The sequence below is a fragment of the Pseudomonas sp. genome (genome assembly GCF_035554175.1).
In the GTDB taxonomy this organism is placed as follows: domain Bacteria; phylum Pseudomonadota; class Gammaproteobacteria; order Pseudomonadales; family Pseudomonadaceae; genus Aquipseudomonas.
Window position 1 is genome coordinate 1 of sequence record NZ_DATMIV010000044.1, and the last position, 23,646, is coordinate 23,646.

A 23,646-nucleotide genomic window follows, 5' to 3' on the forward strand; every position below is an offset into this window, starting at 1 on the left:
GGGTTGCCCGCTCCCAATTGCTCGGCGGCCGAGGCCACGGCTGCCTGGTTAGGGGTTTGCGCCACGCTGTCGAAAGCCGCCGTGCGTTCGATATTCAGCGCAACGCCGTTAGCGGCGTAGTCCAGGCGCCCGCCGAGGAAAGCGTAGTGGGAGGTGACCGCAGCGAACTGCCCGTTCACACCATTGGCGGCTTGCAACACGTTGTACTGGCGGCCAAGCAGGGTCTGGCCAGGCGTGGCATTCAAGGCCAGCGGCGTTGGGTCCAGGGCCAGGGTCATGTTGGCCCCCGACACCGTGGCACTGCCGGTGGCCACAATGCGGTCACTGGCCGTTGGCGAAAGCTCTACCGCGTAGGTTGAGCCCGGCGCGAAGGTTAAGTCACCGTTCACCCGCAAGGTGCCGATGGAGTTGCCCGGCGCAACCTGCCCGCCGTTCAACGCGGTGAGGTTACCGACCTGGCCATTGCCGCCCAGGGTGCCACCCGCATTGACCTGCACGGCGGACGCCAGGGAGCCATTGACCGACAGTACACCCCCGTTGACCTGGGTATCGCCGCGATAGGTATTGTTCCCTTCAAGGATCAGTCGGCCCGCGCCGGACTTGATCAGGCTGCCTTGATACTGGCGCTGAGCCGCTGCCGCTGCACGGGCGCTGCCCACGGCGTAGTCGGTCTGGTCCTGTTGGCTGGCGGTGCTGGCCACGCCGTTCTGCCAACCTCTGCTGACCAGGGTTTGCTGCCAGGCGGTCTGTTCAGCAGTGTCCTCGGCCTGACGCTGGATCAACGCCTGATCAGAGATACCGTTACTCCAGACATCGGTTTGGCCGGCGCTCAGGTTGGCGTTGAAGGTCCCCAGCAACTGCCCTGGGCCGCGCATGGCCCGCTCTAGGTTGACCACACCCCAGCCCACAGTGCCATTGGGCGCCTGGGTGACCGAACCATCGAGCTGGGTCGCGGTGGTGAGCAGCACCTGCAAGGCCTGCTCGTTGTTCATGTACGGGTAGCGCTCCATCACCAGCGCCAATGCGCCCGTTGCATGGGGCGCGGCCATGGACGTACCGGACTTGAGCGCATAGCCGCCGCCAGGCACGGTGCTGTTGATCAGCCTCCCGGGCGTGGTGATGCACCAATATTTGGCAATGCCGCACTGGTTGTAGCGCTGGGCATTGGCGCTATCCAGGCCAGACACCGCCAGCCAGTGGCCTTCCAGGTCTGGCTCGAAATACGGCAGCGCAGAACGCACACTGGCGTTGGCATAGCCGGTATTGCCAGCACTGAAGACGTTGATCACGCCCCTGCGCGACACGTTAGCCGCTTCATCCAGCCAAGTGCCCCGGTTGTAATGCTGGGCATAGGCAGCCTGCACGCCTTTCAACGTCGCGTAGGTCACATCCGGCGGCTGGCTACCCCAACTGTTGTTGATCGCCCGCACACCGGCATCGGCCAGCGCGCCATAGGCCGCCTTGAAGTACTGCGGATCCGGGCTCGGGCCAAACAGGAAGCTGTCGCTCTGGTTGGTGTTGGCCACATAGATTTGCGCGTTGTACGCCACGCCATGCATGCCAACGCCATCCCGGGCCGCGCCCATGGTCCCGGTCACGTGCGTGCCGTGGGTGTCGTTATTAGGGTTGATGGCACCCGTGATGCTAAAGGGCGAACCATTTACGTAGGTGCCGTTGGCCGTTACCGCATGGTAGCGGGATGGGCTGGCTTCGGGATGAGAGGGGTCGAATCCCGAGTCCATCGCGCCGATTTTTACGCCGTTGCCGGTGATACCGGCAGCATAGGCCTGATCAGCCTGGATACGGCCCAATCCCCAGTCACTCTGAAATTCTTCCGAGCGCCAACTGGCCGCGTCACCTAACTTCCCCTGTTCCGCATAGTCGGCATAAGCCGAGCAGCCAAAGGTAAAAGACAACGCGCAAAGTGCGGTAGTGGTTGCGGGTTTAACGGAATAACGGACAGCATTGGACGGCTTGAACCTTCGCATCCCTGCACACCTTTTTTATTTGTTAGCTCCCTAGTGAGCGCCGTAAGAAAATAGTCCGCTGCGCAGGGGATGGCAACTTATTTGTTTCAAATTTGATACAAAGCCAATGGCATGAAATCACTCGGGTAATAGGCCACAAGGCGCTGTGATGAGGCATCTAGACGGAGCAGGCACAACTAAGGTGCAATGTGGAATAGTGGCATTTTAGTTCCAGTGTCTAGAAGGTGGCGCGTCTTTAGTCGGCTTAGCTTGCGGGTTTGGCGACCTCCGCAGTCTCATGTCTACGCGGGATGAGTAATAGAGAGGTATTCAAGTAATAGATCGCGGAAACTTGAGCTGAGCCGCTACTTAGCCACGACGCAAGATAGACTTGTGGCTCGAGGGACTTCGCGCTTACCCCGCGGCACTTTTGAATTTACAGAAATGGTCTTTAAGTGCAAAAGTGCCAAAGACTCCCTTGGCGCAATGATTACGTTCGCGCAATTTCCCGCAGTGCTGGTCACAGCAAACGATACCTCGTATGCAACCAGCGAATACACCGCAAGCGAATGGCAAGTACACCCTGGATTATGGGGTAGCGCCCCATTGTTATGCTGACCGAGCAATCACAAGACGCGCCACCATGTTCAACGAGTTGTGGCGTGCAAGGTCAGCCATCGATGACCCATCACCTGTTCCAAGTCATCAGTCTTGCCCCCGGATACTGTCGGGAAGCAATAGCTCTCGCGTCTAGGGGAACAGCCTGTTCAGTAATCCTTCAATGTGCGTTCCTTCGTATCCAGACCGTAATTCTTCGAGCTTCATGACCCTCCGCTCCCCGCCAAGCAGGCTGAGCCCGTGGAGCTCATTCAAGAGCTTCTGAGACGCTTCGACCTCAGGCTGCAGTGCAAGCCAGGCAGTATTCGCACGACCCGCTAAACCTTCAGCCTTACGACTCAGGCGTTGGGATTCGATTAGCGTGCCAGCCCTCAACGTGTTGTTGAGTTCTGCCTGCGTGCGCTCTAGATCGTTAAGCAACTCCGTGAAAACTTCAGCTTGGTCAAGCGCCACGGAAAGACCGTCGACATAGAGGGTGTCGTCCTGGACGCAGTAAATCCCCAAAGGCCCGTCACCGCCTCCGGTGCAATCCAGCGCGAGCACGTTCCCGAGGCGTAACGGCGCTGGAATCCATGTGTGACCCGTGCAAACACGCCATACGCCGGCGACGCCTTGACGGTAATGTTTTTTGATCCGCTCTCGCCCCCAGAGGGCTATTTCTTCGACTTGCGCGTTGTCGATATCGTTGACGAACCGCTGCCAGGACAAGCCTCTCGGTACATCCCCGTGTATAACGCCCACGACCCCAAGGGGTGATTCGATCTCGATGAGGGTAGGGAGGGTCTCAAGCTTGACGATGATCATCTCTTTCGACTCATCGGCGACGGTTGCCCACCAACCAGCCCCATGAGAGCCATAACGAGCGTCCGGGTTTTCACGGTAGGCCTGAATCAGTATCTGTTCATGGTTGCCCATTACGGTGAAGAACCATGGCTCGCCTAAAAGCTTAAGCCCATCAAGCACGCCCGGGCCGCGATCAATGAGGTCGCCGACGCCGATGACTCGGTCAGTCTTGCTGTCAAAGCCGAGTTTGCGCAGCCCTTTGTACAAGTCGGTGGTTTTGAAGTGAATGTCACCTACGACAAAGTCACGGCCATGGTGATTTTGCGAAAGTCTCAGAACCTTTTGCCTCATGCCTGTGGAATCCTTCGTCAGCGAAACTGCTTAATTATCTGCCCTGCGAAGCGTGCTACCAAGATGAATCTTGGGGGAAATGCAATGGTCTTCGAGCGTGCGTACGGCGCGTTGTCCTACATGCTGTTGGTGGGCAAGGTCGAGCGCATCGAGTGAGTATGACCCTGCGCCGACGCCGAGCAAATTCTGCGCAGCGCTGGCAGGCTTCAAGGCTGGCGACGATAATGTCGCCGGTTTTCTGATTCGATAAGGCGCGCCATGCAAGATGCATCCGACACCGCCGTCACTGGCAAAGACCCTGCACCCACCGGCACGCAAACGCTGATTCGCGGCCTGGGCGTGATTCATGCGGTCGCCAGCGGCGCTCGCGACCTCAAGGAAATCGCCCGGCTCATCGGCACCACCCGCAGCACCACGCACCGGCTTGCCAGTTGTCTGGTGGAGGAACGCTACCTGCGAGTGGTGCCGCAAACCGGTTATCTCCTCGGGCCCAGGTTGATCGAACTGGGGTTCCAGGCCCAGGAAGAAGTGCCGCTGCTGGTGCTGGCCAAACCCTTTCTCGACGAATTGTCGGCGCTCACCGGCGACACTGTGCACCTGGCGATGCGCGATGGCGACGAGGTGCTGTACCTGCACAAGAATCCCGGCCGCAATGGTCCGGAGATGCGTTCGCGGGTGGGCCATCGCATGCCGCTGGCGCGCACCGGCATCGGCAAGGCGCTGCTGCTGGACAGCCCGGAAAGCGAATGGCAACGGCTGTATGAGATCAGCGTGCCAACCACCGGCAAAAATCCGCTGTGGCCGGCCCATGAAGAGCAGACCTGGGAGCAGGTGCAGGCGCGCATGCGCGAGTACGTGCAGGGCGGTTATGCGTTCGATCTGGAAGACAACGAACCGTCGATCCGTTGCGTGGCCGCGCCCGTGCGTGACGCCAGCAAGCAGATCGTCGCTGGCATCAGCATCGCCAGCACCGTGCCGTACATGCCATTGGAAAAGATGGCCGAGCTGGTGCCGGTGATCAAGGACGCCGCGGCACGGTTGTCTGCGGAGTTGGGTGGCTAGCGTGTAGATGCGCAGAGCAGGGGATAACGGGCGAACTCTTGGAGCAATCGACGGCAACCACCCCTGTTGAAATCCTGGAAAGCGCCTGCTGGTGAAGCGATCGATAAAGGGGCTCGTGATCGACCCAACCATAATCCCGGCCCGCGGTCTTAACTGTTCAGACGCCATTGGCCGACCGGCCAGGGCACATGCGATTCGGGAAGGAGAGGCTGGTATGGCGAATAAACAAAAAACTGAGCTCACACCACTGCAGCTGCTTCAGGAACTGGCCACAATCTTGCTGGAGCATTTTGAGCACGCCTGTGGGCAAGCCCTCGCCGGGGCTGAAAAGAAGCTCGCCAAGCTCGAAAAGAAACGCAGCAAGGTGGAGAAGAAGCTTGGCAAGCAGCGGGACCGTCTCGACTCCACGCCAGCCGGAAAACGCAAAAAACAGATGAAGCTGCGGGCCACTATTTCACTGCTGGAGACAGCTTTGGTTGACATGCAGCGCCAGGCTGATGAAACCCGGCACTACATCCGCGACTTCAAGCACGACGTCCACGTAAGCCTGGCGTTATTGCAGGGCGTGGGCGAGGTGCGTGAAGCTGCCAGCGAAATGCTGCGCCAGCGCGAGCTCGGCCAACTCGAAATCAGCGGAGCTACCTCGCCAGCCGCACAAACGGAGGTGACCGCCAAGTCTGCCGTGAAGCCTTCGCCTGCGGCTCGCCGCGCCACGAGGGAAGCCACAGCACTGAAAGCCATGGCTAATGCGGTGGTCGCCACGCCTACGGTGACGGTGGTCAAGGGACGGAAGCATGCACCCAGCGAGGTTGCACCATTGGCCCACGGGGTCGCCGAGGCCAGCGCTGCGCCCGAGCCGGATGAGGCGCCTCATGCTGAATCGGCGCTCCAGCCGGAGTGGCTTGAACGCTCGCGGTAGGGGTGTCGCCGTTCGCCCCGCATTGCGCGCGGGGCGAACCCGTGGATCAGGCCTTCAACGTGGCCATATCAATCACGAAACGGTATTTCACGTCACCGGCGATCATACGGCTGTAGGCCTCGTTGATGTGCTTGATATCGAGCATCTCGATGTCGCAGGTGATGCCGTGCTCGGCGCAGAAATCCAGCACCTCCTGGGTTTCGGCGATGCCACCGATCAGTGAGCCCGCCAGCACGCGACGCTTCATCACCAGATTGGCAGCATGCAGCGCCGGGTCCACGGGTTCGATCAGGCCGACGAGAATGTGCACGCCGTCAAATCGCAGGGTTTCGAGGTAGGGGTTCAGGTCGTGCTGCACAGGAATGGTGTCCAGCAGGAAGTCGAAATGGCCAGCAGCGGCTTTCATCTGCTCGGCATCCGTCGAGACGATGACGTGGTCGGCACCCTGACGACGACCTTCTTCGGCCTTGCTCGCCGAGCGGGTGAACAGCGTCACTTCCGCGCCCATGGCCTTGGCGAACTTGATCCCCATGTGGCCCAGACCGCCCATGCCCAGCACACCCACTTTGTCGCCAGCCTTGACGCCGTAATGCTTGAGCGGCGAATAGGTGGTGATGCCGGCACACAGGATCGGCGCGGCAGCGGCCAGGTCGAGTTTCTCCGGGATACGCACGACGAAGTGCTCGCTGACCACGATGCTGTTGGAATAGCCACCCATGGTGTTGCTGCCGTCGACGCGGTCCGGAGTGGCGTAGGTCATGGTCGCGCCTTCGAGGCAATACTGCTCGAGGTCGCGGGCGCAGGCTTCGCACTGACGGCAGGAATCGACCATGCAGCCGACGCCGACCAGATCACCGACTTTGTGCTTGCTGACGTTGGCGCCGACTTCGGTGACCTTGCCGACGATCTCATGGCCCGGCATGAGGGGGTACACGGCGATGCCCCACTCGTTGCGCGCCTGGTGGATGTCGGAGTGGCAGACGCCGCAGTAGAGGATCTCGATGGCCACGTCGTCCGGCCGCGGGCTGCGGCGGCTGAACGTCATGGGGGCGAGGGGGGTGGTGGCGGACTGGGCGGCGTAACCGATGGCTGTGTACATAAAGAACCTCGCAAAACGATGACAGTTGAGGCGGTCCATTCTCCTCACGCAGCGCATCGTCGGCCATGGTCATTCCTCCGCCTGTCATGCCTGATCCTCCGGATTTGATCGATCGAGTAGGGCTTCGCGCCGCTGATCTGCGATGATGGCGGTGTCAAATCCTCCGTACGGCTGCCCATGTCTCCTCTCTCCCATTCCGACGCCAACGCCGAGTTGGTCTCCCTTATCAAACCGCTGGCGCCGCGCCCGGGTTTCGTCGACACCCGAGTGCCGGGCGTGCAGGCGATGTCCTGGGATTATTACGTCGCGAGCAGCCCGCAGATCTATGAACCGAGCCTGGTGATCATTGCTCAGGGCAGCAAGCTCGCGCGCCTTGGCCCGCGAACCCTGGAATACGGCGCCGGTCATTATCTGGTGCAGGCGTTGTCGGTACCGTTCATGTGCGAAACCTTCGCGACGGCCGAAGCGCCGATGTATGGCGTTGCCGTATCAATTGATCGGGCTCTATTGGGTGAGCTTGTTCAGGCCATGGGCGAGGCGCCGAACGTCAAGGTCAAGGCGCAGACGCCGGAGTCCATGACCTCCGCCGAGCTGGATGCGCCGATGCGCGAGAGCGTGGAGCGGTTGCTGCGCTGTCTGCACGATCCACTCGACGCGCAAGTGATGGGCCAGGCCCGGGTCAGGGAAGTGGTGTATGCCGCATTGCGCGGTCCGCAAGCCGGGGTGCTGCGGGCGTTGGTCGAGCAGACCGGTCACTTCGCCCGTATCGCGGCAGCGTTGCACTACCTGCGCGACCATTACGACGAGGCATTGAGCGTCGAGGATCTCGCCCGCTGCGCCAACATGAGCGCTTCAACCTTCCATGAGCATTTCAAACGCAGCACGCTGCTGTCACCCGTTCAGTACTTGAAGCGCGTGCGGCTGCTCAAGGCTCAACAGATGCTCATCGGCGAAGGCATGGGGGTGGCGCAGGTTGCGCACAAGGTCGGGTATCAGAGCACCTCGCAATTCAGTCGCGAGTACAAACGCTACTTCGAGCGCAATCCGGGGGAGGAGGGCGAGCGGCTGAAAATATCAGCGTGAGGGTGGTTGTTGAAACTTACAAGCTTCCCGGCAGTAGGACCGGTTTCAGCCGGAAAGAGGCCAGTGTGCACACCTTTAATTTTACGCTAAGGCCGCTGGCGTCTTCCCGGCTAAAGCCGGTCCCACTGAACACGCGCAGTGTCAGTAGGACCGGATTCAGCCGGGAAGCTTGCAGCTCAAAGCTTGAAGCTTGCCGCTTCCCTTACATATTGGGATAGGTCGGCCCGCCTGCGCCTTCCGGTGCTACCCACGTGATGTTCTGCGATGGATCCTTGATGTCGCAGGTTTTGCAGTGGACGCAGTTCTGCGCGTTGATCTGGAAGCGTTTCGCGCCGTCTTCCTGGGTCACAACCTCGTAAACCCCGGCCGGGCAGTACCGCTGCGCAGGCTCGTCGTACTTGGGCAGGTTGACGCTGATCGGGATGCTCGGGTCCTTCAGCTTCAAGTGGCAGGGCTGTTCTTCTTCGTGGTTGGTGCCAGAGATGAACACCGAACTTAGCTTGTCGAAGCTCAACTTGCCGTCGGGTTTCGGGTAGTCGATCTTCTTCGAGTCGGCCGCCAGCTTCATGCACGCATAGTCAGGTTTGGTGTCGTGCAGGGTGAAGGGGATCTTGCCGCCGAACAGGTTCTGATCGATAAAGTTGAAGGCGCCCCCGAAGATGGCGCCGAACTTGTGAACCGCCGCGCCAAAGTTGCGGCTGGCGAACAGCTCTTCGTGCAGCCAGCTGGCTTTGAAACCTTCAACGTAGCCGTTCAGCGCATCGCCACCCTCGTTGCCGGCAAACAACGCATCCGCCACTGCTTCAGCGGCGAGCATGCCGGACTTCATGGCGGTGTGGCTGCCCTTGATCTTGGCAAAGTTCAACGTGCCCAGGTCGCAACCGATCAGCGCCCCACCGGGGAAGACCATCTTCGGCAGCGAATTCAGTCCGCCCTTGCAGATGGCCCGAGCGCCGTAACTGATGCGCTTGCCGCCTTCCAGGTATTGCTTGAGGACCGGGTGGTGCTTGAGGCGCTGGAATTCATCGAACGGCGACAGGTACGGGTTGGCGTAGGACAGATCCACGATCAGCCCGACCACGACCTGATTGTTTTCCAAGTGGTAAAGGAACGAGCCGCCGGTGTTTTCAGTGCCCATGATGTCCAGCGGCCAACCGGCGGTGTGCACCACCAGGCCTGGCTGGTGTTTGGCCGGATCGACTTCCCAGATTTCCTTCAGACCGATGCCGTAATGCTGGGCGTCGGCCTCACTGTCGAGGTTAAAGCGGTTGATCAGTTGCTTGCCGATGTGACCACGGCAGCCTTCGGCGAACAGCGTGTACTTGCCGCGCAGTTCCATGCCGGGGGTGTACAGGCCTTCTTTCGGATTGCCTTCGCGGTCAACGCCCAGGTCGCCGGTGAGAATCCCGCGCACCACGCCGCTTTCATCGATCAGCGCTTCCTGAGCCGCGAAGCCCGGGTAGATTTCGACGCCCAGGTTCTCGGCCTGCTGTGCCATCCAGCGGCACAGGTTGCCCAGGGAGATGATGTAGTTGCCTTCGTTGTGCATGGTCTTGGGAACAAATGCCCCCGGGACTTTCTGGCTGGCGTCGGCACCGGTCAGCACGTAGATGTCGTCGCCTTTGACCGGGGTGTTGAGCGGGGCGCCGAGGGCTTTCCAGTCAGGGAAGAGTTCGTCGAGGGCTCGGGGTTCGAACACCGCGCCGGAGAGGATGTGGGCACCGACCTCGGAGCCTTTTTCCACGACGCAGACGCTGATTTCCTGACCGGCGTCAGCGGCTCTCTGTTTCAGGCGGCAAGCGGCAGACAGCCCGGCGGGCCCGGCTCCGACGATGACGACGTCGAACTCCATAAATTCGCGTTCCACAGGCTATCTCCTACTCAAGGCTCAACAGTTTTTTTTTCTAATTGGGAGGTTTGATGTCGCATCCTTATTGCCTTTACGTTAACGTCAAAGGGAATATTGGCGAATCCACCTTTCTCTCTAGGCGGCGCATTATATCTACACCACTCTCAGCGTCCAATACAAACGTTTGTTTGAATCGCCTCCAGCCCTGATAAATCAAAGAAGCGCGGCTTATGACAGGGCATTTTGGCGTATTGACCGGAATGGGCGTTCCGGTCAAGATACGGGCGGTTTTGCGCTCGCCGTAGGCAGACTGGCGGTTTCAAGAGCACCTCTAAAGACAGGGCACAGGCAGTAGACGGTGATGCGCAGCGCAAGTCCGGCGCGCAGTTTACACAGCGAGAGAATGAATGACCCGACAGTCACCTCTGACGAACGGTCACCTTCCTTCGCCAAGTGAATTACCTCACATTCAAGCCGGCGTTTTTAGAGGTGCCCTTGTCGCCCGATGAGCATCATCCGCCAGGTTCGCCTAGGCGACTTTCTTTTCACCGGAGAGTAACGAGGAATCCATGAAGGTTCTTGTAGCTGTCAAACGCGTTGTGGATTACAACGTCAAGGTCCGCGTCAAGGCGGACAATTCCGGCGTCGACCTCGCCAACGTCAAGATGTCGATGAACCCATTCTGCGAAATCGCCGTGGAAGAAGCCGTACGCCTGAAAGAGAAGGGCGTTGCGACTGAAATCGTCGTCGTCTCCATCGGCCCGACCACCGCTCAGGAGCAACTGCGTACCGCACTGGCTCTGGGTGCCGACCGCGCCATCCTCGTCGAATCCGCTGAAGAGCTGACCTCGCTGGCCGTGGCCAAGCTGCTCAAGGCTGTAGTCGACAAGGAGCAGCCGCAACTGGTGATCCTCGGCAAACAGGCGATCGACAGCGACAACAACCAGACCGGTCAGATGCTTGCTGCACTGAGCGGCTACGGCCAAGGCACCTTCGCCTCGAAAGTCGAAGTCTCCGGTGACAGTGTTGCCGTGACCCGCGAAATCGACGGCGGCGCGCAGACCGTTTCGCTGAAACTGCCGGCCATCGTCACCACCGACCTGCGTTTGAACGAGCCGCGCTACGCGTCCCTGCCAAACATCATGAAAGCCAAGAAGAAGCCTCTCGAGACGCTGACTCCGGACGCTTTGGGCGTTTCCACCGCCTCCACCAACAAGACTCTGAAAGTCGAAGCGCCGGCTGCACGCAGCGCGGGCATCAAGGTCAAGTCGGTGGCTGAACTGGTTGAAAAACTCAAGAACGAAGCGAAGGTAATCTAAATGACTATCTTGGTTATTGCAGAACACGACAACAAAGTGCTGGCTCCGGCCACGCTGAACACCGTGGCCGCTGCGGCCAAAATCGGCGGCGACATTCACGTGCTGGTGGCCGGTCAAGGCGCAGGCCCGGTGGCCGAAGCCGCGGCGAAAATCGCTGGTGTGAGCAAAGTGCTCAATGCTGACAACGCCGCTTACGCGCATCAGCTGCCAGAAAACGTAGCGCCGCTGGTAGCCGAGCTCGGCGCTGGCTATAGCCACATTCTCGCTGCCGCGACCTCCAACGGCAAAAACATCCTGCCGCGCGTTGCTGCTGCGCTGGACGTTGACCAGATCTCCGAGATCATCTCGGTAGAGAGCGCTGACACTTTCAAGCGTCCGATCTACGCCGGTAACGCCATCGCTACCGTGCAATCGACTGCTGCGATCAAAGTGATCACCGTGCGTGCCACCGGTTTCGATCCGGTTGCCGCTGAAGGTGGTTCGGCTGCCGTTGAAGCTGTTGGCGCTGCGCACGACGCCGCTACATCGAGCTTCGTCAGCGAAGAGCTGGCCAAGTCCGATCGTCCTGAGCTTACTGCTGCCAAGATCGTCGTTTCCGGCGGTCGCGGCATGCAGAATGGCGACAACTTCAAACACCTGTACGCCCTGGCCGACAAGCTCGGCGCTGCCGTTGGTGCCTCGCGCGCTGCGGTCGACGCAGGTTTCGTACCGAACGATATGCAGGTCGGTCAGACCGGCAAGATCGTTGCGCCACAGCTTTACATTGCCGTCGGTATCTCCGGCGCGATCCAGCACCTGGCCGGTATGAAAGACTCCAAAGTGATCGTCGCGATCAACAAGGACGAAGAAGCGCCGATCTTCCAGGTGGCCGACTACGGCCTCGTGGCGGATCTGTTCGAAGCGGTACCTGAGCTGGAGAAGCTGGTTTAAACCGCCAGCTTCACTTATAAAGAGCCCGGCCAGTTGGTCGGGCTTTTTTTTGTTTCGAATTTGAGCGGGAGCGTTTTGCCATGGATCTGCGCTACGGATGGTTGTTGGGATTGGCCTTGTTGCCAGGTGTGGCCGCGGCGGCTGGCAAATGCGAGCGGCTGGTCGTCACCGGCAGCCCGGATGCGCCGCCGTACCTGTGGCAAGATCCGCAGAATCCCAAGCGATTGATCGGTGCCAGTGCCGATCTGTTGCAGCAAGTGGCACAGGATCTCGGCATCAAAGTCGATATGCTCTACGCCGGCAAACGCGCGCAAGCGCTCGATGAAGTGCGCAGCGGCCGCATGGACATGCTGGCCGACGCGCCGCTGAGCGTGAATGAACTGGAAAACCTTGACTACATTCATCCGCCACTGCTGGAAAACGACTATCTGGTGTGGACGCGCAAGGGCTCGACACTGACTTACGGTGAGGCGAGCGACCTGCAAGGCCACACCGGCGCGGTGTCGGAAAAGTCTCGGATGACCCAGGCATTTGGCGCTTTTTCCGAGCAGAATCTGACCCTGACCCGGACAGCCAATCTGACTCAGGCCCTACAGAAACTGCTGTTGGGCGAGGTGGAATATGTACTCGCCGGCCGCTACTCGGGGTTGGCCGCCGCGCAGGCACTGGGCATGAGCAATGATCTGCTGGCGTTCGAACAACCCATCGACCGACCGGGCCTGTTCCTCGCGGTTTCCCATAACTCGGCCTGCAACGATCCGTGGTTGCGCGGACAGCTCGCCAAAAAGATGACAGAATTGCCCGCGTCCGGACTGACGGAAGCCGCGCTGCAACGCAACATCGAGCGCTGGAAGGCGCAACAGCAACAGCAGCCACAACCTGTCAGTGCCCCAAAACAGTAGGGATTCTTTGTGAGTATTCGACCTCTTTTCGCGGCTGTGGCCGTTCTGGCCCTGGCCGGGTGCGCAACCGATCCGGCACCCAGTGAACAAATGCGTTTGACCGAACAAGCCATCGTGCAGGCCAAGGCTGTCGGTGCCACCGCTGACGAAGTGCCGGAAATGCAACTGGCCGAAACCAAATACAACCGCGCCAAAGGCAACATGGCTGACGAGTCCTATCGCAATGCGCGGATGCGTGCCGAGCAGGCTGAACTGGATGCGCGTCTGGCCGAAGCCAAAGTGCTGACGAAAAAAAGTGAAGATCAGTTGAATGTGCTCAATTCCCGCATCGTCCGCCTGCGCAAGCAACTGCAGTTGGGGGAAGCGCAATGAGCCTCAAGTCCAACGCTGTCGGCATCTTGGTCCTCGCTGGTTGCGCAAGCCTTTACGGCTGTGCCGGGCAGCATAGCGAGGCGGCGCTGCAACAGGCCGGGGCTGATTTTCAAAAGGTCAAGGAAGATTCCAACGTGCTGCGCATCGCGCCGAAAGACGTGATCCGCGCCGGCGAATCCCTGGCCCGCGCCGATCGGCTGTCGACCTATTGGGGCAGCGGTGCCGACGTGGTGCATTACGCCTACCTGAGCCAGCGCTACAGCGAAATTGCCCGCGAGCACACCAATCAGGTGCTCAATGAAGAACGCGCAGCCAAGCTCGAACTTGAGCGGCAACGGCTGCAACTGGCCCTGCGCGAGTCGAAACTGCTCAGTGTCCAGCAGCAAGGCAAGTGGCTGGAGGAGCAGATTGTTGCGCTAGCGACTACGCAGACGGATCGCGGCCTGGTCATGACCCTTGGCGATGTGCTGTTCGACACCGGTGAAGCGGAGCTGAAAAACTCCGCCAACCGGGTCGTGCTGAAGATCGTCCAGTTCCTGCAGCTGAACCCCAAGCGTGTGGTGCGCATCGAGGGTTATACCGACAGCACCGGTGGCAAACAGGAAAACCTCAAACTGTCTCGTGACCGTGCGCAATCGGTGGCCGATGTGCTGGTCGATCTGGGCATCGATGAAAAACGCATTCAGGTCGAGGGGTACGGCGATCAATTCCCGGTGGACGCCAACGCCTCTGAACGCGGCAGGGCGCAGAACCGCCGCGTGGAAATCGTGTTCTCGGATGAAAAAGGCCAGCTCGGCGCCGCCCGCTGAGCCAATCCCGTAGCAATGTAGGAGCTTGTAGGAGCTTGTAGGAGCTGACGAGTGCAACGAGGCTGCGATCTTTTGATCTTCAAAAGCAAAAAACCAAAAGATCGCAGCCTCGTTGCACTCGTCAGCTCCTACAGGCTCCTACAAGCTCCTACACGGTTCCTGCAAGCCCGGCCTGTCATGCAGTGCCGGGTTTTTTTACGTCTGTCGATTAACGCGCAAAACCGTACAGATGGGGCAGACACCCCACTGTACGGTCGAGTAATCTGGCAACTGTCCCAGTACACTTCTAAACTGTTCCGGTATTGTTTCACACAAGAATAAAACGCCCGTGAAATCGAGTGCTGCGTCATGACCAATCTCTTGCTCTACCAACGTATTGCTCAGCAACTGGCCGAGGACATCCGCCGCGGTGTCTATCAACCGGGGGAGCGCGTGCCTTCGGTGCGCAAGATGAGTTCACAGCTCAACGTCAGCCATGCGACGGTATTGCAGGCGTATGCCAATCTCGAAGACCAGGGCCTGATCCGCGCCCGGCCGCAGTCCGGCTATTACGTACACCAGACGCCCGCGCTGACGGCGCCTACGCCGGACATCGCCCGGGTCGAACGGCCGGGGCTGGTCACGCGCAGCAGCATCATTCAACAGGTATTGGTGGAATCCCGTCGCGAAGGCGTGTTTCCGTTGGGCGCCGCTGTGCCGAGCGTTGATTATTTGCCAGTGCGTGCGCTGCATCAGCAATTGGCCAAAGTCACCCGCTTCCATAGCCCACGGGCGTTCAGCTATATGTTCAGCCCCGGTTTCGAACCGCTGCGTCGGCAAGTCGCGATCCGTATGCGTGACGCTGGCGTGGTGGTCGATCCGTCGGAAGTGGTGATCACCCACGGCTGTGTCGATGCCCTGCAGATGTCATTGCGCGTTCTGACCCGGCCAGGCGATCTGATTGCCGCCGAATCACCGACCTATTACGGCTTGCTGCAACTGGCTGATCTGCTTGGCCTGAAAGTCATTGAAATCCCCAGTGACCCCGCCACCGGCATGAGCCTGGAAGCCCTGCAACTGGCCGCCAACCAATGGTCGATCAAGGCCTTGGTGCTGACCACGCGTTTAAGCAATCCTCTGGGCGGCACCATGCCGGAAGAGCGGCAGAAACAGTTGCTGCGGCTGGCCTCGGATTTCGACATTCAGATAGTCGAAGACGATATTTACGGCGAACTGATGTTCGAGCAGGGCCGCACCAAGGCGCTGAAGGCCTACGACCGGCTGGATCGGGTGATCTACTGCTCGAGTTTCTCCAAGACCTTGTCGCCGGGGGTACGCATCGGCTGGATGATTGCCGGCAAGTATCAGCAGGAAATCCAGCGCTTGCAGACTTTCAGTACCCATTCGGCGTGCAGCGTCACGCAGATGGCGATTGCCGCTTATCTGGAAAACGGCGGCTATGACCGGCATTTACGGTACATCCGCCAGGAATACCGGAAAAACCTCAGTGCGTTTCAATTGGCGGTGCAGCAGCACTTCCCCGAAGGCACGCAAATGTCCCGGCCTACAGGCGGTTTCATCCTTTGGGTGAGCTTGCCGGGACGGGTGAACACTCAGGAACTGCATGTTCGTGCGTTGCAACAAGGCATCAGCATTGCGCCGGGACTGATCTTCAGCAACACCGAGCAGTTCAACCACTGTATCCGTCTCAATTGCGGGATTCCGTGGAACCGCGAGGCGGAACGGGCGCTGATGACGCTGGGGCTTTTGGCTACCCAACTGTGTCAGGAAACCGTTGGCGGATTCTGAACGAGGGACAGGTCAAGCTTGTCATGTGGCGCGCAACAGGCCAGCATATGGCCCTCTGCCGTTAGACTCGTTGGGTCCATGAAAGCGATTGCTGCTGCCGTGTGGGTATTGCTGGGTTTGCTGATGATCGGTCAGGCACCGGGTGTTCTGGCGGCTGCGGCCCAGGAAAAACCGGCAACGACGAGCGCGACGAAGAATGCTGTTAAACCCGCGACTCCAGCAAAAAAAGCCCAAGCCAAAAAAAACGCCACGGTGAAGAAGCGCCGCCCGGTTGCGTCTAAATCGAAATCCGCCAGTGAATTGGCGAAGACCAAATTGCCGTCGGCGAAACTCGATCTCAGCCTGCCCAAGGATATGGTTGAGGAGTTGAAGCCCAAGGGGACGGTGGAGCTGCCCAAACGCGAGGCAATCCTGCCGCAGATGTTTGGCGAGAAAGACAACGGCTTTCAGCTCAACGGCCGCTTGCTGAGTAACGAAATGCAGTTGCAACTTCGCAACGAAGCGCGCCGCGATGTGGAAGGCGCGGCGCTGGATTTCGAATTCAAGCAGTGAATTCCCGCCAGCTCTGAACCGCTGAACAGACGCTTTGTCGGAGACTGGTCGGTCACTTTCACTAATCGCAGGAAACACGGCGCAGGCAATTTGAAACAGCCGTTTTAGCGGTTACTCTGTTCCTCGTCTCATTACATCGCCCGTCGCGAGGATCTGTTCGTCATGAAATGCCGTGAAGGCTGTGGCGCTTGCTGCATTGCCCCCTCCATCAGTTCGCCGATCCCCGGCATGCCCGCTGGCAAACCCGCCGGCGAACGTTGCGTGCAACTCTCGGTCGATAACCTGTGCAACCTTTTCGGCCGCCCGGAACGTCCGGCTGTCTGCTCGGGGTTTGCTGCGGATGTCGAGATCTGCGGCAGCAGCTCGGAAGAAGCGATCAGATTGATTGGCTGGTGGGAACAGATGACGGCGGCCTGATGTATTCACGAACGGAACTTCAACAATAAGGAACAAGACTATGGGTTCGCTGCACCGTATCGCTGTGTTGTGTGGTTTGACCGCCGTCCTGGCTACATCGGCCGCTCAGGCCGAAGACTGGAAAGTCGCCAGGAACGAAGGCGGCATCAAGGTTTCCCTGAGCGAAGTTCCCGGTTCGGATTACAAGTCCTATCAGGGCGTTGCGCTGATGAAAACCACCATCGCCAAACTGCGCGCCTTGCAGGAAGACGTCTCCGGCGCCTGCGCCTGGATCTACGAATGCAAGAGCCAGAAACTGCTCAAGCACGAAGGCGACCAGAGCTGGACCTATTCTCAATTCAACACGCCGTGGCCGGTGACTCCGCGTGATTCGGTGTTGAAGGTCACCACTGTTGAAGGCGCCGATGGCAGCCTGACCCGCAACCTTGAGGGCGTGCCGACTTATCTGCCGGAAGAAAAGGGTTTCGTACGGGTTCAGCAGGTCAAGGGCTTCTGGAAGTTCGTGCCTAAAGGCGATCAGGTTGAAGTGACCTATCAAGTCCACACCGAGCCGGGTGGCAGCGTGCCGGCGATGGTTGCCAACAAGTTTGTCGTTGATGCGCCGTTCAATACCCTGAAAGCGCTTAAAGAACGCGCCGAGAAATAATCTTCAAGTGCACGCAAAACGCCCCGACCGGTTCGGGGCGTTTTGTTTTGTTTGTATATTGTGTTTCCAGATATGCGTTGCACGAAATTTTCACAAAGCGTTCAAGACAATTCGCCCGCGCTTATTGCCCGCTGTAGCACTGCCAGCTCCTTGAATGAAAGTCTGGCGGAGCAGGGCAGTAATCAATGGCAATGGTGTGAACGATCGTGCAACATTTGCGCACCGCGCACGCCCCGGGGTCTGGACTGACCAATAGAGGGCCGGCGCCGCTGTATTTTTGCAACTTCAACTTCCAATGGGTCCTAAAACGACATGGCAAACCCGGACGCCCTGAATCAGCAGCGATCTTCTGCTCGCCTGCTGCAACCGACCGTCAAATCGCATCTGGCCTACACGCTGCTGTGCGCACTGGTCATGATGGTGATGTTTTCCGCGCTGCGCCTCGCGCTGCTGGTCTACAACCGCGAAATGATCCTTGACACCCCGGCCGCGACCTTCCTCGAAGCGTTCGCCAATGGCCTGCGTTTCGACTTGCGCCTGGTGGTGTACCTGAGCATTCCACTGGTGCTGGCGCTGTTCAGTGCCCGGGCCATGGCCGCGCGCGGTTTCTTTCGCCTGTGGTTGACCGTCGCGTCGAGCATTGCGCTGTTCCTCGGTCTGATGGAGATGGACTTCTACCGCGAGTTTCACCAGCGCCTCAACGGCCTGGTGTTCCAGTATGTAAAAGAAGATCCGAAAACCGTGATGAGCATGCTCTGGTACGGTTTTCCGGTAGTCCGTTACCTGCTGGCGTGGGTTATCGGCACCGTCATCCTGACCCTCGCGTTCAAAGGCGCCGACCGTGCCACCCGCCCACGCGGGCCGTTCAGTGGCGGCAGCGTCAGCTCCCGTCAGGTTGCGCCGTGGTACACCCGCCTGGCGGTATTCGTGGTCTGCCTGCTGATTTGCGTCGTCGCCGCTCGCGGCACCCTGCGTCAAGGCCCGCCGATGCGTTGGGGCGATGTCTACACCACCGACTCCAACTTCGCCAACCAGCTTGGTCTCAACGGCACGCTGTCGCTGATCGCCGCTGCCAAGGCGCGCATGGGTGAAGACCGCGACAACATCTGGAAAGCCACTCTGCCGCAGGAGCAGGCGCAGCAGGTGGTGCGCGACATGCTGCTGATGCCTGACGACAAGCTGGTCGATGCCGATATCGCCGCTGTACGCCGTGACTATCTGCCGCCGGCCGACAAGACCCTGCCGATCAAGAATGTCGTGGTGATCCTGATGGAAAGCATGGCCGGTCACTCGGTCGGTGCACTGGGCGCGCCGGGCAATATCACCCCGTACCTAGACAAGCTGTCGAAGGAAGGTCTGCTGTTCGACCGTTTCTTCTCCAATGGCACTCACACCCACCAGGGCATGTTCGCGACGATGGCCTGCTTCCCCAACCTGCCGGGTTTCGAATACCTGATGCAGACCCCGGAAGGCAGTCACAAGTTGTCTGGTCTGCCGCAACTGCTCAGCGCCCGCGACTACGACGACGTCTATGTCTACAACGGCGACTTCGCCTGGGACAACCAGTCGGGCTTCTTCAGCAACCAGGGCATGACCAACTTCGTTGGCCGTAACGACTTCGTCAATCCGGTGTTCTCCGATCCGACCTGGGGCGTGTCCGACCAGGACATGTTCGATCGTGGCCTGCAGGAGCTCAAGGCGCGGGAAAACGGCAAGCCGTTCTACGCACTCCTGCAAACCCTGTCCAACCACACGCCGTACGCGCTGCCAACGCCGTTGCCGGTCGAGCCTGTCACTGATCGTGGCAGCCTCAATGAACACCTGACCGCCATGCGTTACTCCGACTGGGCACTCGGCCAGTTCTTCGAGAAGGCGCGCAAAGAGAAGTACTTCAACGAAACCCTGTTCGTCATCGTCGGCGACCACGGCTTCGGCAACGAGCGCCAGATCACCGAAATGGACCTTGGCCGCTTCAACGTGCCGATGCTGATGATCGCCCCGGGCATTCAGCAGAAGTTCGGTACCCGAGACCACACCGTGGGCACACAGATCGACATCGTGCCGACCATCATGGGCCGTCTCGGTGGTGAAGTGCGTCACCAGTGCTGGGGCCGCGATCTGCTTAATCTGCCGCAAGGCGACACCGGCTTCGGTGTGATCAAGCCGTCGGGCAGCGAGCAGACCACGGCGATCGTCACGGCTGACCAGATTCTGGTGCTGCCGCGAGACAAGGACATGGGCCCGAAAATCTGGCAATACCAACTCGGTGCCAATCCTCACGCGGAAGTCGTGCCGAACGCGCCGCGTACCGCTGAACTGAAACTCAAGCTCGAGGCATTTTTGCAAACCGCGACCAAGAGTCTGCTCGACAACACCGCCGGTGTGATTCATGGCAAGCCGGACTGATCACCTGTAGAACAGAAAGTCCACGCAATAAAAAAGAGGCCCTTTGAAAGGGCCTCTTTTTTTACGGCTTCATATCGTCATATCTTGCCGAGTAACAACAGTACCAACAGCACGACCAGGACCACACCGATGATGCCCGATGGACCATAACCCCAACTTCTGGAGTGTGGGAAGACCGGCAGGCCACCGATCAGCAACAGGATCAGGATAATGATTAGAATTGTGCCCATGGGTGATTTCCTTGTTCAGAGTCTGGAAGAGTCTTGATGCTCAGTGGGCAGCTGGAGAGCAACTTATTCCAGCCGGCTTACATGTTCCGACTTGCGCGAATGAAAAAAAATTCAATGTTTTTTTAATGTATTTGGATTGCTTTGTTATTTCCTTTCCAGCGAAAAGATCGCAGCCTCGTTGCGCTTGTCAGCTCCTACGCGAGACCAACCTGAAAACGATGACGGCAGCGATCTTTTGATCCTGCATTCAGCAGTTGGATGGAGCGTGGGCGGCGGTGGAAGCTTCGCTACACTCGGCGCATCTTTCCCGGAACAACAAGGCTGTCGGCTATGCAAAATCGCATGATGATCACTGGTGCAGGCTCAGGCCTGGGTCGCGAAATCGCGCTGCGTTGGGCTCGCGAGGGCTGGCGCCTGGCTTTGTCCGATGTCAGTGAGCCCGGGTTGCAGGAAACCCTGAAACTGGTGCGCGAGGCGGGCGGCGAAGGTTTCATCCAGCGTTGCGATGTGCGCGATTACAGCCAGCTTACGGCGTTCGCCCAGGCCTGCGAAGAGAAGTTCGGCGGCGTCGATATTATCGTCAACAATGCCGGCGTCGCTTCGGGCGGGTTCTTCAGCGAACTGTCGCTGGAAGACTGGGACTGGCAGATAGCGATCAACCTGATGGGTGTGGTCAAAGGTTGCAAGGCGTTCCTGCCGCTGCTCGAACAGAGCAAAGGCAAGATCATCAACATCGCGTCCATGGCCGCTCTGATGCAAGGCCCGGCGATGAGTAACTACAACGTAGCCAAGGCTGGCGTGGTGGCGTTGTCGGAAAGCCTGCTGGTAGAACTGGCGCAGCAGGAAGTGGCCGTGCATGTGGTGTGCCCGTCATTCTTCCAGACCAACTTGCTCGATTCTTTCCGTGGCCCGACCCCGGCGATGAAAGCGCAGGTCGGCAAGTTGCTGGAAAGTTCGCCGATCAGTGCAGCGGATATCGCTGACTACATCTATCAGCAGGTCGCCGCTGGCGAATTCATGATCCTGCCTCACGAACAAGGACGTATGGCCTGGGCGTTGAAGCAGAAGAATCCGCAATTGCTCTACGACGAAATGACTTCAATGGCCGAGAAAATGCGCGTCAAGGCCAAACAAAACCACGCTTGATCTTGTTCGTTGCCCGCCGCGTCGTTAGGGTGGCCGCCATGGTCACCCTGTCGAGACGCCTCCATGCTCAATTACCTGTGGTTCTTCCTTGCGGCGCTGTTTGAAATCGCCGGCTGTTTTGCCTTCTATATGTGGCTGCGTCAGGGCAAGAGTGCTTTATGGGTCATCCCGGCCTTGCTCAGCCTGACGGTGTTCGCACTGTTGCTCACCCGTGTCGAAGCAGCTTACGCAGGCCGCGCCTATGCCGCTTATGGCGGAATCTACATCGTCGCCTCGATCGGCTGGCTGGCAGTGGTCGAACGGGTGCGCCCGTTGGGCTCGGACTGGATCGGCATGGCGCTGTGCGTGATCGGCGCCAGTGTGATTCTGTTCGGACCGCGCTTTTCCACCGCCTGATGATTTTGTGCGAAGTGTCTGAAGGCTTGAGGTGTGGGAGGCTGTAGGGCAAGACTGATTTGCACGTCATGCATTGTGAAGCGGCTGTAAGCCGCGCATCTTCAGGGTTTGCCAGTCCTGAAGGATGAATCCCATGCTTGTACTCAGCCGTGTGGTCGGTGAGTTGATCTCAATCGGTGACGACATCACCCTGCGTGTTCTGTCAGTGAACGGCTCCAGCGTGCGCTTCGGCGTCGAGGCGCCGAAGAAGGTCCATGTGCACCGTGCGGAGGTCTATGAGCGGATCAAGCGCAAGGAAGCTGCCGCGAAGGCTGGCTGACGCTTTCAGTCGAACAGATGCTTGGGGACGTCGTGCTTGAGCATCAACTGGCATTGTTCGCTTTCCGGGTCGAACACGATCAAAGCCTGGCCCTTGGTCAGTGCCTGGCGTACGCGCAGCACGCGGGTTTCCAGCGGCGTGTCGTCACCGTTGTCGGTACCATCGCGGGTAACGAAATCCTCGATCAGGCGAGTGAGGGTGTCGACTTCGAGCTGGTCGTGGGGAATGAGCATGGGCACCTCGGTCAAATCAATGTCGGGATGCTACGGGGAATGGGTTTTGCCTGCCAGTCCTGTGTTGGTTGTGCCGGCCAATTCGCGAGCAGGCTCGCTCCCACATTTGAATGCGATCCCCTGTGGGAGCGAGCCTGCTCGCAAAGGCGGTTATGTAATCACCGAAGATTTAACTGTCTGAGCGCTGCCCCACCAGACTGTCCACCGGCGGCACTCGTGTTTCGCTTTCCATCTGCGTGTCATGTTCGATCTGATGGCTGAAGCGATCCAGTGAGGCTTTGGCCGGCGCCGCGTCGCTGGCGAATACCGGCGGGCTCAGGATGTACGCGCCGAGCAATCGACTGAGCGCCGCCAGGCTGTCGATGTGCGTGCGTTCGTAGCCGTGGGTCGCATCACAGCCGAAGGCGAGCAGGGCGGTGCGAATGTCGTGGCCGGCGGTGACCGCCGAGTGCGCGTCGCTGAAGTAATAGCGGAACATGTCGCGGCGCACCGGCAGCTCGTGCTCACCGGCCAGACGCAACAGATGCCGCGACAGGTGATAGTCGTAAGGCCCGCCGGAATCCTGCATCGCCACGCTTACCGCGTGTTCGCTGGAATGCTGGCCGGGCGCTACGGGCGCGATGTCGATGCCGACAAATTCGCTGACGTCCCACGGCAATGCTGCCGCCGCGCCACTACCGGTTTCCTCGGTGATGGTGAACAGCGGATGACAGTCAATGTTCAGTTCCTGGCCGCTGTCGACGATTGCCTTGAGTGCGGCGAGCAGGGCAGCGACACCTGCCTTGTCATCGAGATGGCGCGCACTGATATGGCCGCTTTCGGTGAACTCCGGCAGCGGATCGAAGGCCACCACGTCACCGACACTGATGCCCAGCGATTCGCAGTCGGCCTTGGTCGCGCAGTAGGCGTCCAGACGCAGCTCGACGTGATCCCAACTGATCGGCATCTCATCAACTTGGGTATTGAACGCATGCCCTGAGGCCATCAGTGGCAACACACTGCCGCGAATCACCCCGGTATCGGTAAACAGGCTGACCCGGCTGCCCTCGGCAAAGCGGCTCGACCAGCAACCGACCGGGGCGAGGGTCAGGCGACCGTTGTCTTTGACCGCGCGCACGGCGGCGCCGATGGTGTCCAGGTGCGCAGAGACGGCGCGGTCAGGGCTGCTTTTTTTGCCCTTCAATGTGGCGCGAATGGTGCCGCGCCGGGTCATTTCGAACGGAATGCCCAGCTCTTCCAGACGCTCGGCGACGTAGCGCACGATGGTGTCGGTGAAGCCGGTAGGGCTGGGAATGGCGAGCATTTCCAGCAGGACTTTTTGTAGGTAAGCCAGATCCGGCTCAGGGATTTGTGTAGTCATGGTCATGGAAACTCCTGATGGGTTGAGCACACCGATGGTTTCGATGAGAGAAAGATTTGTGGCGCCTGATGCAACCCCTTCGCGAGCAAG

General features: G+C 59.4%; 23 protein-coding genes. 16 read left to right on the top strand and 7 right to left on the bottom strand.

Annotated elements, in window-relative coordinates; genetic code table 11:
* Both VNV36_RS19300 and VNV36_RS19305 read right to left on the bottom strand, forming a co-directional pair.
* Positions 1–1,988: S8 family serine peptidase (locus tag VNV36_RS19300; RefSeq protein WP_325719518.1), on the bottom strand; the 1,988-nt coding region annotated here is incomplete at its 3' end.
* Between the two features lie 729 nt (positions 1,989–2,717).
* On the bottom strand, positions 2,718–3,719 hold the full coding sequence (locus VNV36_RS19305) for a metallophosphoesterase (protein ID WP_325719520.1): 1,002 nt from the start codon (positions 3,717–3,719) through the stop codon (positions 2,718–2,720).
* 258 nt (positions 3,720–3,977) lie between these two features.
* On the opposite strand from VNV36_RS19305, the gene VNV36_RS19310 reads away from it, so the two are divergent.
* Together VNV36_RS19310 and VNV36_RS19315 are read left to right on the top strand one after the other, a co-directional pair.
* Positions 3,978–4,781, top strand: a complete 804-nt coding sequence (locus tag VNV36_RS19310) for an IclR family transcriptional regulator (RefSeq protein ID WP_325719522.1) — start codon at positions 3,978–3,980, stop codon at positions 4,779–4,781.
* A 214-nt stretch (positions 4,782–4,995) separates the two neighbouring features.
* Entirely contained in the window at positions 4,996–5,700 is a 705-nt protein-coding gene (locus tag VNV36_RS19315; protein ID WP_172611781.1) for an AlgP family protein, read from the top strand.
* Positions 5,701–5,746: 46 nt separating this feature from the next.
* Here the strand turns inward: VNV36_RS19315 and VNV36_RS19320 are convergent, their stop codons facing one another.
* Positions 5,747–6,799 carry an NAD(P)-dependent alcohol dehydrogenase gene (locus VNV36_RS19320; RefSeq protein WP_172611782.1) on the bottom strand — a complete coding sequence of 351 codons (1,053 nt, stop codon included), beginning with the start codon at positions 6,797–6,799 and terminating at the stop codon, positions 5,747–5,749.
* Between the two features lie 177 nt (positions 6,800–6,976).
* Between VNV36_RS19320 and VNV36_RS19325 the strand changes: the two genes are divergently transcribed.
* A complete protein-coding gene (locus VNV36_RS19325; protein WP_325719528.1) occupies positions 6,977–7,882 on the top strand; it encodes an AraC family transcriptional regulator in 906 nt (301 codons plus the stop codon).
* 202 nt (positions 7,883–8,084) lie between these two features.
* Here the strand turns inward: VNV36_RS19325 and VNV36_RS19330 are convergent, their stop codons facing one another.
* Entirely contained in the window at positions 8,085–9,749 is a 1,665-nt protein-coding gene (locus VNV36_RS19330; RefSeq protein WP_325719529.1) for an electron transfer flavoprotein-ubiquinone oxidoreductase, read from the bottom strand.
* A gap of 551 nt (positions 9,750–10,300) precedes the next feature.
* Between VNV36_RS19330 and VNV36_RS19335 the strand changes: the two genes are divergently transcribed.
* The 10 genes from VNV36_RS19335 (at position 10,301) to VNV36_RS19380 (ending at position 19,872) form a co-directional block, all read left to right on the top strand.
* Complete coding sequence (locus VNV36_RS19335) at positions 10,301–11,050, top strand: electron transfer flavoprotein subunit beta/FixA family protein (RefSeq protein WP_325719531.1); 750 nt, start codon at positions 10,301–10,303, stop codon at positions 11,048–11,050.
* Entirely contained in the window at positions 11,051–11,980 is a 930-nt protein-coding gene (locus tag VNV36_RS19340) for an electron transfer flavoprotein subunit alpha/FixB family protein (protein ID WP_325719533.1), read from the top strand.
* Positions 11,981–12,060: 80 nt separating this feature from the next.
* Positions 12,061–12,882, top strand: coding sequence for a substrate-binding periplasmic protein (locus tag VNV36_RS19345; RefSeq protein ID WP_325719535.1), 822 nt, complete (start codon positions 12,061–12,063; stop codon positions 12,880–12,882).
* Positions 12,883–12,891: 9 nt separating this feature from the next.
* Entirely contained in the window at positions 12,892–13,254 is a 363-nt protein-coding gene (locus VNV36_RS19350; protein WP_325719538.1) for a DUF4398 domain-containing protein, read from the top strand.
* Positions 13,251–14,063 carry an OmpA family protein gene (locus VNV36_RS19355; protein WP_325719540.1) on the top strand — a complete coding sequence of 271 codons (813 nt, stop codon included), beginning with the start codon at positions 13,251–13,253 and terminating at the stop codon, positions 14,061–14,063. The genes VNV36_RS19350 and VNV36_RS19355 overlap by 4 nt, the downstream gene beginning before the upstream one ends.
* A gap of 348 nt (positions 14,064–14,411) precedes the next feature.
* Entirely contained in the window at positions 14,412–15,851 is a 1,440-nt protein-coding gene (locus tag VNV36_RS19360; protein ID WP_325719541.1) for an aminotransferase-like domain-containing protein, read from the top strand.
* 78 nt (positions 15,852–15,929) lie between these two features.
* A complete protein-coding gene (locus VNV36_RS19365; RefSeq protein WP_325719611.1) occupies positions 15,930–16,403 on the top strand; it encodes a translation initiation factor 2 in 474 nt (157 codons plus the stop codon).
* Between the two features lie 162 nt (positions 16,404–16,565).
* A complete protein-coding gene (locus VNV36_RS19370) occupies positions 16,566–16,820 on the top strand; it encodes a YkgJ family cysteine cluster protein (RefSeq protein WP_325719543.1) in 255 nt (84 codons plus the stop codon).
* A 40-nt stretch (positions 16,821–16,860) separates the two neighbouring features.
* On the top strand, positions 16,861–17,466 hold the full coding sequence (locus VNV36_RS19375; RefSeq protein ID WP_325719545.1) for an START domain-containing protein: 606 nt from the start codon (positions 16,861–16,863) through the stop codon (positions 17,464–17,466).
* Positions 17,467–17,778: 312 nt separating this feature from the next.
* Complete coding sequence (locus VNV36_RS19380) at positions 17,779–19,872, top strand: LTA synthase family protein (protein WP_325719548.1); 2,094 nt, start codon at positions 17,779–17,781, stop codon at positions 19,870–19,872.
* Positions 19,873–19,949: 77 nt separating this feature from the next.
* Here the strand turns inward: VNV36_RS19380 and VNV36_RS19385 are convergent, their stop codons facing one another.
* Positions 19,950–20,102, bottom strand: a complete 153-nt coding sequence (locus VNV36_RS19385; RefSeq protein ID WP_003183939.1) for a DUF3309 family protein — start codon at positions 20,100–20,102, stop codon at positions 19,950–19,952.
* Between the two features lie 330 nt (positions 20,103–20,432).
* On the opposite strand from VNV36_RS19385, the gene VNV36_RS19390 reads away from it, so the two are divergent.
* The 3 genes from VNV36_RS19390 to csrA all read left to right on the top strand — a co-directional run bounded on the left by VNV36_RS19390 (position 20,433) and on the right by csrA (position 21,963).
* The gene (locus tag VNV36_RS19390; RefSeq protein ID WP_325719550.1) at positions 20,433–21,248 is read left to right on the top strand and encodes an SDR family oxidoreductase; all 816 of its coding nucleotides are present in this window, start codon (positions 20,433–20,435) and stop codon (positions 21,246–21,248) included.
* Between the two features lie 63 nt (positions 21,249–21,311).
* Positions 21,312–21,644 carry a YnfA family protein gene (locus VNV36_RS19395; protein ID WP_325719551.1) on the top strand — a complete coding sequence of 111 codons (333 nt, stop codon included), beginning with the start codon at positions 21,312–21,314 and terminating at the stop codon, positions 21,642–21,644.
* A 133-nt stretch (positions 21,645–21,777) separates the two neighbouring features.
* Positions 21,778–21,963, top strand: a complete 186-nt coding sequence (csrA, locus tag VNV36_RS19400) for a carbon storage regulator CsrA (RefSeq protein ID WP_325719553.1) — start codon at positions 21,778–21,780, stop codon at positions 21,961–21,963.
* 5 nt (positions 21,964–21,968) lie between these two features.
* Here csrA and VNV36_RS19405 read toward each other — a convergent pair whose 3' ends face one another.
* Both VNV36_RS19405 and VNV36_RS19410 read right to left on the bottom strand, forming a co-directional pair.
* Complete coding sequence (locus tag VNV36_RS19405) at positions 21,969–22,196, bottom strand: YheU family protein (RefSeq protein WP_003199186.1); 228 nt, start codon at positions 22,194–22,196, stop codon at positions 21,969–21,971.
* Between the two features lie 169 nt (positions 22,197–22,365).
* The gene (locus tag VNV36_RS19410) at positions 22,366–23,556 is read right to left on the bottom strand and encodes an osmoprotectant NAGGN system M42 family peptidase (protein ID WP_325719613.1); all 1,191 of its coding nucleotides are present in this window, start codon (positions 23,554–23,556) and stop codon (positions 22,366–22,368) included.
* Between the last annotated feature and the right edge of the window lie 90 nt (positions 23,557–23,646).